The 12717-nt window shown below is 39.8% G+C and carries 7 protein-coding genes; 4 read left to right on the forward strand and 3 right to left on the reverse strand.

Annotation, left to right across the window (positions count from 1 at the left end; genetic code table 11):
- Window positions 1-95: 95 nt before the first annotated feature.
- Window positions 96-1481: an aminotransferase family protein gene (locus MKZ02_RS08355; protein WP_340852987.1), complete on the reverse strand. Its 1386-nt coding sequence runs from the start codon at window positions 1479-1481 to the stop codon at window positions 96-98.
- Between the two features lie 160 nt (window positions 1482-1641).
- On the opposite strand from MKZ02_RS08355, the gene MKZ02_RS08360 reads away from it, so the two are divergent.
- The 4 genes from MKZ02_RS08360 to MKZ02_RS08375 all read left to right on the forward strand — a co-directional run bounded on the left by MKZ02_RS08360 (window position 1642) and on the right by MKZ02_RS08375 (window position 10407).
- On the forward strand, window positions 1642-4473 hold the full coding sequence (locus MKZ02_RS08360) for a tetratricopeptide repeat protein (protein WP_340852989.1): 2832 nt from the start codon (window positions 1642-1644) through the stop codon (window positions 4471-4473).
- A 276-nt stretch (window positions 4474-4749) separates the two neighbouring features.
- Complete coding sequence (locus MKZ02_RS08365) at window positions 4750-7482, forward strand: response regulator (protein ID WP_340852992.1); 2733 nt, start codon at window positions 4750-4752, stop codon at window positions 7480-7482.
- A gap of 14 nt (window positions 7483-7496) precedes the next feature.
- Window positions 7497-8360 (forward strand): CheR family methyltransferase, encoded by an 864-nt coding sequence (locus MKZ02_RS08370; RefSeq protein WP_340852994.1) that lies wholly within the window; start codon window positions 7497-7499, stop codon window positions 8358-8360.
- Between the two features lie 19 nt (window positions 8361-8379).
- Window positions 8380-10407 carry a PAS domain S-box protein gene (locus MKZ02_RS08375; protein ID WP_182917148.1) on the forward strand — a complete coding sequence of 676 codons (2028 nt, stop codon included), beginning with the start codon at window positions 8380-8382 and terminating at the stop codon, window positions 10405-10407.
- A 39-nt stretch (window positions 10408-10446) separates the two neighbouring features.
- On the opposite strand, the gene MKZ02_RS08380 is transcribed toward MKZ02_RS08375, so the two are convergent.
- Window positions 10447-11664 (reverse strand): MFS transporter, encoded by a 1218-nt coding sequence (locus MKZ02_RS08380; protein WP_120033627.1) that lies wholly within the window; start codon window positions 11662-11664, stop codon window positions 10447-10449.
- A 47-nt stretch (window positions 11665-11711) separates the two neighbouring features.
- On the reverse strand, window positions 11712-12572 hold the full coding sequence (locus MKZ02_RS08385; RefSeq protein ID WP_182916993.1) for a TetR/AcrR family transcriptional regulator: 861 nt from the start codon (window positions 12570-12572) through the stop codon (window positions 11712-11714).
- Between the last annotated feature and the right edge of the window lie 145 nt (window positions 12573-12717).

Here is a 12717-nt window from a genome sequence, read left to right on the forward strand (position 1 = left end):
TAATCTAAACGAGACATTTACTGACCAATTGGAAAGATAAACGAGCTTTTTTATTGCGATAATGTCTTGATCAGCTATTTTACTAGTTAAATAGCTTATAAAACTTTTTGTTCAAATGCTTTGATTGAATCAGACAGCGTATGAATGATCGTCTCAATGTCTTGCTTGTTCACGATGAGAGGCGGAGCAATGGCTACTACGTTCAATCCTCCGAAAATGAGCGGGCGCAAGATGAGATTTCGTTTGGCACACTCTTCTACCACCGCTGGCGCTGCAAATACAGACGGATCAAACGCTGTGTCGCTGTCTGGATCAGCAAGAAGCTCAATTCCTCCCATTAAGCCAAGAGCTCGGGGCTTAGCTGCAATTTTATGAGTGTCCTGCAGATAATGTAATCCGTTAAGCAATTCTTTTTCCATTTGTTTAGCATTGTCAACAAGGCCTTCATTTTCAATAATCTCAATATTTTTTAAAGCGACAGCACAGGCAGTCGGGTGGCCGCTGTAAGTAAAACCATGGAAGAAAACGTTATCAGACAGTTCAGCTAATTCATCTCGCAGCTGTTCGGTCATCATCACAGCCCCGAGCTGGATATAGCCGCTTGTAATTCCTTTAGCAACCGACATTAAATCAGGGACGACATCCCAGTGTTCGACGCCAAACATTTTACCGGTTCTGCCAAAGCCTGTAATGACTTCATCTGTCATCATTAAAATACCATACTCGTCACATAGCCGGCGCACAGCTTTCAAATAGCCTTCAGGCGGGATTTGTATACCGCCGACACCTTGGACAGGTTCAAGGATAACTCCTGCAATTGTTTCAGGTCCTTCTTTTTCAATCAATCCTCTAATACTGCGTTCATAGCCTGGGGCTGATTTATCACCGCGTTCGCATTCCGTTTGATAAGGCAGTGCATGCAGAAAGTCCGGCGCGATGGCGGTAATCATATTTTTAAATTCTGGCACACCCGTTGCACTTGTTGCTCCCATCGTGACCCCGTGATAACTTCTTTCTAGTGCGATAATTTTCTTGCGCTCCGGCTGTCCTTTCATCTTCCAATAATGTCGGACAATTTTGATGGCGCTTTCATTTGATTCCGAACCGCCTGAGGTAAAAAAGCTGACATTCAAGTTTCCAGGTGCCAAACTTGCTAGTTTTTTAGACAAACGGATAACGACATCATGAGAATTATTGAAGAATGATGATCCATAGGCGAGAGTCATCATTTGCTCACTGGCTGCATCAGCAAGTTCCTTGCGCCCATAGCCAATGTTTACGTTCCATAATGATGAAACCCCATCAATAAATTGATTGCCGTGAACATCGGTTACATGAATGCCATGGCCTTTTGTAAAAATGTGCGCAGGTCCATTCGCTTGTTGATCTTTCAGTGGAGTGGTTGGATGGAAGTAATGTTTTTTATCCCATTCAACTAAATTTTCAGCAATTGTTTTGGCTTTTTCTGTTTGAATTGACATCTTCATTTCCTCCTGTAAAGTAGATTGTAAATATAAAAAAAATACTATAGACTGAATATTAAAATATCTTTCTTACTGCGTTCTTACAAATAAACTCCTCTTTCTTACAATGATAAAAATTAAAACGGTTACAATTCTGTCTTAAAGGAGAGATAGTAGAATGAAATGGATAGAGACAAAATTAAGAATGCCTGTATACTCTCCGGTTGTTCAGCGCGGCCGCTTATTCTCCGAGCTGGAGTGCCTGAAACCAGCATCTCTGATTTCAATTATTGGAGATAGTGGGTATGGGAAGACCACACTTGTAGCTAGTTACATCCATGAAAAAAAGATTCCTGCTGTCTGGTATAACCTTACAGTCTCTGACCGTTATAAGCATGTATTTATAAGCTATTTAAAGGCAGGAATTATGGAAAAGCTGCATAAAAAGAGACCGACAGCCAACACTTCTCCCGAAAGTACAGAAGCCGAGTTTGAAGAGTTGCTTTTACTTTTAACCGCCCAGAAAGAGCCGCTATGCATTGTTCTTGATGATTACCAATCGGTCAATCAGAGTCCGGAAATTAAGGCGGTTATGAAAGAGTTGTTAGCGCACTGTTCTCCCTTTATTCGATTTATTATCATTAGTCGAGTTCGTCCTAATTTGTCTATCTCCAGGTTGAAAACTGAAGGCAAATATAAAGAGTTAACAACCGATGATATTGCGTTTACTCTTGCTGAAACGGAGGAATTCTTTCATTCGGCCCATCAATTAAAGTTAGAGCCCCATGAATTAGAATTGATATACAAGAAAACAGAAGGTTGGATTGCAAGCTATCAGCTCATATTAGGTATTATCAGTAAAATGGCTGCCAAAGAACGAGCCCAATTCTGGACACAATTTCCGCACGTTCAAGACATTTATGACTACCTTTCCTCAGAGGTGTTTGAAGCTCAGTCTGAAGAAATAAAAGAATTCTTATGTGAGACGAGCTTGTTGCCTGAACTCAACCCAGAAATAATTGATGAGCTGTTAGGGAGAAAAGATTCTAAGCATATTTTGCAGCAATTGCAGCGTGAGCATCTATTCATTGCCAGTGAGAGCGAGGGAACGACTAGATATCATGGGCTGTTTCGCGAATTTCTCTATCAAAAATATAAAGAACGTGCTTCTTCCATCACCCTTCAGGAACAGCAGCTGAAGCTGGCAGCTATTTATGAATCAAGATACCAATTTGTTTATGCTTTCGTTTATTCGGTAATCGGCAAGGATTATCCAGCGGCTGCCCGGCTGATGGAATTAATTAGCCATCGCTATAATCCGATTGAATCAATGGTTTTTCTTGACGGCTGGCTGGAGGAAATGACACTAGAGAAAAACATTGCCAACAATACGCTGTTTCTCATTCGCTGTGTACCACTGTCCATCATTCAACAACTGATTGCTCAATTTGAAAAGAACATGGCGCTCTTAAAAGAGAAAAACAATAAATTATGGTTATGCAGTCTTCAGCATCGGCTGGCGACTATTTTTCTTATGCACGGTGACCTGATGAAAGCGAAACAGCTGTTTTTAGAATCCTTGCAGGAATCCGAGCGTTTTCAAGATAGGCCAATGACAGCTTTGAATTTAAATCTGCTCGCTGAAATTCAACGATATTTTGGAGAGTATAAAGAGGCATTGCAAAATGTGAGAAGATCCCTTTTTATTTCAGAAAAATATGGTCATAAACATACCCAGCTTCATGCGCTCGATACGATCGCTACTATTTGCCTGGATGAGGGAAAATTGGATGAAGCAGACCTCCACATTCAGCAAGCGTTAACAATTGCTAAGAAGTACGATCGCTCTTCATTATTTTTTATTTATACAACGATGGGGCGGATGCTTCGCATGAGAGGAGACCTCAATGGGGCGATTAAATGGGGAAAGAAAGCAGTGGACATTTCCGAAGAATACAATATTAATTTTGATATTGGCTGGTCAAATAGAGAGTTGGGTCTTAGCTACATAGAGGGGAAGCAATGGCAACAGGCTGAGAATTGTTTGATGGAGGCTTCTCGTGCATTTGAATTGTTCGCCTATTATCGTTGTACAGTCATCAAATCACAGATTGAATTGTATCGTCAAAAGAATGACAGGGTGCGAGAAAAACAAAAGATCACAGAGTTTGTACAACTATGCAAAGAGCATAACTTTTATTGGGAAGAAGCTGGGATAAAAGCAGTTGAGGGAGTAATCATTAAAGAGAAACAGAAGGTTCCGCTTGAAATTCAAACACTTGGTCCACTGAAAATCTTTTATAAAGGACAGCCGGTTATCATTAAGAGAAAATCCAGCCTCCGTTTGCTTCAATTCCTTGTTACCAACCGAAATAAGAAAATAGAAAAAGATATTCTGCTTGATGCTCTTTTTCCGAATGGATCATTAGAGTCTGTTCAAAACCAATTGCATGTAACTGTATCAACTTTAAGAAAGGCGCTTGAGCCCCCGCTAAAAAAAGGAGGCCATTCCCGATTTATTAGTCGTTCGGATAATCATTATCTATTCCATACGACAGAAATAGATTTGGATATTGAACGTTTTTGTCAATTAGCTTCTGCAGGAAGGGAAGCGAATTCTCCAGTGAATATAAAGAAATTGCTTGCAGCAGAAGCATTGTATAGAGGAGACTATCTTGAAGAGTATCCGTATGAGCATTATGTAGAAGCGGAACGAGAGAATATGCGGTCTCTATTTATGAAAATATGCCGCACGCTTGCTCAGTATTATGAACAGCAAGAAGAATACGAGAAGTGTTTTACCTATTTTGAAAAGCTCATTAAAAAAGATCCTTATCAGGAAGAGGTCTATTTTGACTATATAAAATTGCTCTTAAGACAGAATATGACCACGGAAGCAAATCGTCTTGCTCGCCAGCTAGTCATTCATGTAGAGGAAGAAATGGGAATCGATATACGAGGTCGTATGCATCGATTATTTTCGACATTTAACCGAGTTCCGGTTTTTTAGGCGTGTAAGGCAATCCGATGAATAATGGGTCATTTTAAAGCATGGAAATGAAAGAACTTGTTTTGTTGCTTATCGACAAAATCTACCTGTTATTATTTTTATTTTTTGTTTGCTTATAACAAAATAACAGTTGATAATTGGAAAATCTGTTTGAAAATTGTAACTGATGGACTTATCATATAATTAATCACTCCTGCTAAAATAGCCTTAGGAATCGTCTGTTTTTTCTTTATTGCGATATGTAGGCTAAATGGCTGATAGGGGAAAGGGAAAGCAATGAAACTTAAAACAAAGCTCTATATCGGATTTGGTTTTCTTTTTGGGCTATTCATCCTTTCGTATTTTATTCTTATGTTTATGATGAATCAACTTAGCCTAAATACAAATGTCGCTGTTAAAAATTATGAGATGCTTGATTTGGCTAATACGATTCAAGATGAATTAAATGTGTTCAGCAGGGAGTCAAGAGGGCTTATATCCAATCCACCGGAAGAATTAGTAAAAGAACTAGAAAAAAACAGAGATCAAGCGATGGTGAATGTGCATGCAGCGATTACTTCTCTCGAAAAATTGGATAAACGAGAACAGTCCCAACACTTAATCCAAGACTTAAACAGACTGGGCAAACAATATAGTGCTTTAGAGAAAAAAACAGACGCGTCCACAAACATTGGAGAGGATAAAGAGCTTCTAAAAATATTTTGGTATGATAGCCGAAAAATTAGAGAAGAGATGAGTAACATTGCTGAAAAACTGCAAAACATTCAGAAGAAAACAATCGATGCAGAACTGAAAAAGTCTGTTGAAACGTACAAACGGACAAACCAAATCATTTTCATCTATGTGGTGGCTGTTTTCCTTGTCGGCTTAACTATCATGACTTGGATTTTACGAAGCATAACGGGAAGTCTGCAAAAGGTGACTTCTGTTATGACTGAAGTAGCTTTTAATCGTTCAGATCAACTTCCGCGTATAGAAGTAACGACAAAAGATGAAATCGGGGAAATTGCTCTTGCCTTTAACGAAATGGCCCAATCTCTTGAAATTCATGCTCGGCAGGAAAAACAATTAAAAAACGAAGCAGAGGAAAGAAGCTGGTTAAGCACAAAAATTGCCGAAGTTGCCCATATGTATCCTGGAATAGATAATTTGGAAACATTAGCTCAATGGTTCATCAATAAGGTTGCCGCCATTTCGGGAGCTAATTATGGTGTTTTTTACATAAAGGAGTATGAGGGAGGCCTAGAAAAATTACGGAAGATTGCTGCTTATGCAGATCCTCATTCCGTAATAGAAGGAGAAAGCTTTTACTTGGGCGAAGGTATTATTGGGCAGTGTGCCGCAGAAAATCGCACAATCTCCCTTGATCAGGTACCTGAAAATTATATAAAAATTAAATCGGGCCTTGGTTCGGCAGCCCCGGCTCATGTGATAGCTATGCCGGCTGAATTTAAGGGTGAAGTATTGGCTGTCATTGAACTTGCTTCTTTCAACACATTCAGCCGGCTTGAACAGCTGTTTCTCCAGGAAGTGATCGGAAATGTGGGCATGAACATCAACAGAACGTTAAATCATACGAAAGTAGAAAAGCTGCTTGAAGAATTTCAAGCATTAAACGAGGAATTGCAAAGCCAATCAGAAGAACTTCAGCTGCAACAGGAAGAGCTGCGGACGGTGAATGAACAGCTTGAAGAGCAATATGAACAATCTGAACAAAAAACGAGGGAGCTAGAAAAAATAAGAAAAAAACTAGAGGAAAAAGCCCAGCAGTTGACTATTAGCTCTCAATATAAATCAGAGTTTCTTGCTAATATGTCCCACGAGCTTCGCACACCTCTAAACAGCCTGCTTATTTTAGCTCAGATGCTAGCTGATAACGCCGAAAATAATCTGACAGCTGAACAAATAGAGTATGCAAAGACTATTTTTTCTTCAGGAAAGGACCTGTTGAATTTAATTAATGACATATTGGACATAGCAAAAGTTGAAGCAGGAAAAATGGAAATTATTTTCGAAAATGTAAAGCTAAGCGACATTAAAGATTTTGTAAATGCGCAATTTACACCTGTGGCCCGCAAGAAGAATATTCAATTTTATGTTGAACTCGCTGCTGGTCTTCCCGAGGTTATTCGTACGGATAAGCAGCGGTTACAACAGATTTTAAAAAATCTGCTATCGAATGCCTTCAAATTCACTAAGCAAGGAACTGTGTCCCTAACGATTCAAAGCATGAAGGATAACCATTCTAATATGGAGATATGTTTTGTGGTTAAGGATACTGGCATTGGAATCTCAGAGGAAAATTTAGAGTTTATTTTTGAGGCATTTAAACAAGCGGATGGCACAATTAGCCGCAAATATGGAGGAACGGGCTTAGGTCTTTCCATCAGTAGAGAAATTGCCCATTTGTTAGGCGGCTTTATTGAGGTAGAAAGCATAGAACATAAGGGAAGCGTATTTACATTATATTTACCCAATTATCAGGAAGCAAAACATTTAGAGACCTCTATTTATGCAATGGAGGCGGCGGCTGGGAAGAGTGAGAAGGAAGAAAGTGTATTTCCCTCTGAGCCTGCTTTTTCAGTGCCCGTGAGTGAAGGGGAGAGAAAAGAAGATCTTGAAAGACAGGTGCTGCTCAAAGGCAAAAAGATACTTATCGTAGATGATGACATGAGAAATATCTTTGCGTTAACAGCAGCTCTCGAAAACTATCAAGTGGAAGTAATGTTTGCAGAAAACGGTAGAGAAGGGATTGGGATTTTACAAGAAAATCCAGATGTTGATTTAATCTTTATGGACATTATGATGCCTGAAATGAATGGTTTTGAGGCAATCCAGTCGATAAGAAGAATACCAGAGTTTAAGCATCTGCCGATCATCGCTCTTACAGCAAAAGCGATGAAAGATGATCGAAAGCAATGTATTGATGCAGGGGCCTCAGATTACATCAGCAAGCCAATCGATCTAGAACAGCTCTTTTCTATTATTCAAGTATGGTTATACAGATAGGCGGGGGAATACGGGTGAACAAAGCAATAGAACAAGAAGAGCAAAACGATAGTCTGCCGCATAAAGAACTGGAAAGTATAGAGGTAGATTTATTGCTTGAAGGGATTTACCGCTATTATGGATTCGATTTTAGAAACTATGCGCTTCCCTTTTTAAAACGCAGAATCTGGAATAGGATGCGAACAGAAAAAGTAACAAGTATTTCGGGGTTGCAGGAAAGAGTATTGCATGACTCTTCGGTGATGGAGAAGTTATGTGAAGACTTTTCAATTAATGTCACGGAAATGTTTCGTGATCCAAGCTTTTTTTTATCGTTTCGAACAAAAGTCATTCCGTTTTTAAGAAGTTGCTCTTCAATCAAGATTTGGCATGCAGGCTGTTCAACCGGAGAGGAAGTATATTCTATGGCTATTCTTTTGTATGAAGAAGGCCTATATGAGAAAACAAGAATTTATGCGACGGATATGAACAGAACTGTACTAACCTATGCTCAAAATGGAGAATTTCCGTTGCAGAAAATGCAATTATATACAAAAAATTATTTAGCAGCGGGAGGAACGAGTGCTTTTTCAGAGTACTATACGGCTAAACAAAAAAAAGCAGCTTTTCATCCATTTTTAGCAAAAAACATTATTTTTGCCGAGCACAATTTGGCGGCCGATCGTTCATTTAATGAATTTCATATTATTATTTGCCGCAATGTCATGATCTATTTTAATAAATTGCTTCAAAATCGTGTTTATAATCTTTTTCATGAAAGTTTAGTCCAATCAGGCATTCTCGGACTTGGCAGTAAAGAAGGAATTAAATTTACGAGCATTACAAATTTTTATGAGGAAGTGGATCCGTTTGAAAAAATATACAGAAAGATCCAATAGTTCTTTATCTACCCAGGTAATGCCGGCAAGCAGTGAGGAAAAAGAGTGGACAATTGAAGAAGAAGCCCACCAACAAAAGGTGAATATTCTCATGGTTGATGATCATCCTGAAAATTTACTCGTGCTAAAAGCTGTCCTCGCTTCGCCGGACTATCATCTTGTATGTGCAAATTCAGGTGAAGAAGCTTTAAAGTATGTACTCAAACAGGACTTTGCTGTTATTTTGCTCGATGTGCAAATGCCGGGATTAAATGGATTTGAAACGGCTAATCTTATTAAAGCAAGAGAACGATCTAAGTATATTCCCATTATTTTTATTACGGCGATCAATCAAACGATGGAAAATGTACTTCAAGGATACGGACTCGGTGCAGTAGATTATATATTCAAGCCATTTCATCCAGAAACTTTAAAGCTAAAGGTCGAACAGTTTGTTAAAATCTATCAAAATCATAAAAAACTGAAACACGAAAGTGAATTGCGGCGTCAAAATGAGCTGAAAAAAGTAAATGAAAAATTAAAACGCACGACATTTGATTTGCGCAAAAATGAAGAATTGGCGAGAGTCATTGGTGAAACATTGCTTGATACGATTATTACGTTTGATGAACAAGGGTGTATTTTATCGGTTAACCCGGCTATTACACGCATGTTTGGCTATTCAATGGATGATCTTCCTGGAAAGCATATGGTTAATCTTTTGCCCGGCTTTTCTCCTCAGCTGATGGATTATGTCAGAGAAATGACTGGCCAGCTGCTTGAGGCTGTTGTCAAAAATAAAGAGGGGAAAGACATACCAGTCGAAATCCAAATTGGCGAGGCTCAGATAGGAGATGAATATCTTTTTGTCTGCTCCATTCGTAATATTGCAGAAAGAAAGAAGATGGAAAAAGAACGAAAACGGCAATATGCCCTTTTAGAAAAGCTAGTGAAGGAAAGAACACAGGAATTATCACAGGCAAATGAACAACTGCGAAAAGAAATCGAAGAACGTAAAAAAATGGCCGAAGCTTTGCGACTATCCAAAGAACATTTTTATAAAATTTTTCAATCAAGTCCTTGTTTAATCGAGCTTCGTACGTTAAGGGACGGAAAGTATATTGATGTAAATGCGAGCTGGTTGAACCATACTGGTTATTCATATGAAGAAATACTTAATCAAACCGTTCCTGTTTTAAATCTCACAGGAAGAGATGACTTGAAAAATGGTGAATGTGTTCGCAATGCAGAAATTCAATATCAAACAAAAGCAGGGATGATCAGGCATGGGCTGTTGTCGACAGAGATCCTTGAGATCCAGGGAGAACAATGTGTGTTAAGTGCTATTACCGATATTACGGAGCGCGTGCGGTTGGAAAGCGAGGTAGCGCGGTTGGACCGCCTATATTTAGTGGGGGAAATGGCCGCTGGCATTGCTCACGAAATTAGAAACCCAATGACAACCGTCAGAGGATTTTTAGAGCTGTCAAAGAGTGATCCAGAGCATTTAATGGTGAAGTATGTTGATTTAATGCTCGGAGAATTAGATAGGGCTAATTCAATCATCACTGAGTTTCTTAATTTAGCCAAGAATAAGGTGAGCGACAAGAAGCTACAGCCTCTTAATCCGGTGATTGAAGGATTACACCCATTAATACAAGCAGAAGCATTAATGAACGACAAGTTCGTTTCTCTTCAGCTAAGCGACTGTCCCGAACTTTATTTGGATGAAAAGGAAATTAGTCAATTAATTTTAAATTTGTCTTTAAACGGACTAGAGGCGATGGACCCTGGAGGGAAACTTACGCTGAAAACATATACAGAAAAGAATACGGTCGTTTTAGAGGTAAAGGACGAAGGCGGCGGCATCAAGCCGGAGTTTCTTGAAACGATTGGCACTCCTTTCTTTACAACGAAAGATACAGGTACAGGACTAGGGCTCGCTATTTGCTATAGTGTAGCTGAACGGCATCATGCGGTTATTGATCTAAAAACGAGTGAGCAAGGAACCACTTTTTTTATCCGGTTTGCCATCACCGGAGGAAACCAAAGCGAGGCAACTCCATAAGTGATAGACACTTTGGGATTGCCTCGCTTTGGTGGCCTGCTATTGAGCGGAAGGGGGCTGGTAAGATGTCCGTAAACGGCGTTTTCTCTTTAAGCTCTGTGCCCATTTCATACAAATGATAAGCGTGATTATAATGATCACTGCTCCAAATATATAAGGAAGAGCCATATTGATATCAAATAAAGCGCCGGCAAGCGCGGGACCCACCATATTGCCGATACTCATATAGGCGTTATTCATTCCGGCCGCAAAGCCTTGTTCACTTCCTGCCATTTTTGAAACCGTTGTATTGATAGCTGGGCGAAGCAAGGAAGCGGCAGTAAAGAAGAAGGCAGATACTGTAAGAACAGAAGCGAATCCAGTAGCAAACAACAAGCCAATCATAGAAGCAGCTGCGACTACAAGCATGATGTTCATAATACGGACTTCTCCAAATACTCGCAGCACTCTATCTAAGACAAAGGCTTGCACAATGACACCAATCAAGCCGCCAACGACCATAAGCATAGAAATATCGGAAGGGCTAAAACCGAATTTGACATTTGTGTATAAGCTAATCGTTGCTTGATAATTGGCAAGACCGAATGATAGGGTAAACATCATCATTAAAAGAATAAAGTAGGGCTTTTTTGCAGAAAGAGCGAGCTGTTTAAATAAAGGATCACGTTTTTTAGATGTCATTGGCATCGCCGCACGTTCAGGCTCTTTTAAAAATAAGATAGAGAGAATAACAGCTAAAGCGGCGGCAGCCCCTGCGATAAAAAACGGAGCCCGCAAGCCTAGTGTGGAAAGAAAGCCACCGATCCCGGGCCCGACAACAAAGCCAAGTGACATGGAGGCTCCGAGCCGTCCCATTCCTTTTGCCCGTGTTTCTACTGTCGTAATATCAGCAACAAAAGCCATCATAGAAGGAATCATAAAAGCCGCTCCGATGCCCCCAAAGATACGCGAAGCGTAAAGCAATATTAGCTGCTGGGAAAAAGCGAACAAAAATTGAGAAAAAGAAAAAAGAATAAGACCGAACACAATCGCTTTTTTGCGACCGAGCCGGTCAGACAAATCTCCTGCGATCGGAGAGAAGATAAACTGTGCAAAGGCAAACGTAGCAATTAACAGGCCAAAGGTTTTCCCCCCGGCTCCAAAATCATGTATGATAGTGGGCATAATTGGAATCACAAGCCCAATGCCTGTCATAACAATGAACATGTTGGCCATTAAAATGAGGAGCGGGAATTGTTGTACATTTTTTTGTGACATAGGATCAACCTGCTTTCTTTTTACTCTCTTTACTTACTAAATCGGTGTTACGATGGATATAAACGAATCATTCTCTCAAGTTCCCCGGCCAATGGGGCCAGTTCTTCATTTTCTTTCAAGTTACGAATCATCCCTGTCAAAAGCGCTGGTCTTGGCTTTAATTCTCTCAATTCCTTTTCCATTATTTCTATAGATTCTGCAATGATTGCTTCTTCTTGAGCTGCAGCCGTTTCTTTTAATTTTCGTAAGATATAGAGCGGATGTACCGTTTCTTCCTTCTGTCTGTCTGTGAGCTCCTGTAAGAGAGGGGTTACGAAAAATGGCTCCGGCCGTTTTTCGATCAGTGCTTGAGCTGCTGCTTCAAGCTGAAAAAATAAAAAATGAGCGAGCTTATGGAAGTCACAAGCGTTCCCCTCTTCCATCACCCCACGCATATATGAAGTGAACATTCCTTTTAAGGTAGCTGTTAAATCAGCTGCATACGGAACGATCTCCTCACCGAATACAGAAACGATTCCTTTTTCTGTTCTGCGCAAAATTTTGGCGTTTTCCTGGCGAACATATTGATTCAGCGACTTATCTTCCAATCCACTTAACTCATTCATTTGCATAAGGAAAAACTCCTGGAACTTCCAATAATGTTGAATGCGAATTGCAATTTCATGAATGAAAACTTCCCGCGGCGTGTCACCATCTTTCGAAGAGGCGGCAAGCTGATCGCTTAGAAGTTGGTAATAATAAGAAAAAATGTCTAATAGGAGCTCTTCTTTTGATTTGAAATAAGTATACAGGCTGCCCTTGGATATCCCGCATATATCAGCTACTTGCTGCATCGATGTTTGATGAAAGCTTTTTTGAGAGAAAAGCTTCATGGCAGTAATGAGTATTTTCCGTTTCTTTTCGTTCATCTTTTTTTCCCAACCATTCGGTTTCCAATTTGACCATTTGGTCATGATTGATCAATTTTAACACATCTTCATTTTATTTACACGAAAAAATTTCGATTAGCGAAGCTTTTTTAGGAGAGAGCCCTTTTCCTTTCACGCTGCCTCA

Source organism: Pseudobacillus sp. FSL P4-0506, from assembly GCF_038003025.1.
Taxonomy (GTDB): Bacteria; Bacillota; Bacilli; order Bacillales; family Domibacillaceae; genus Pseudobacillus.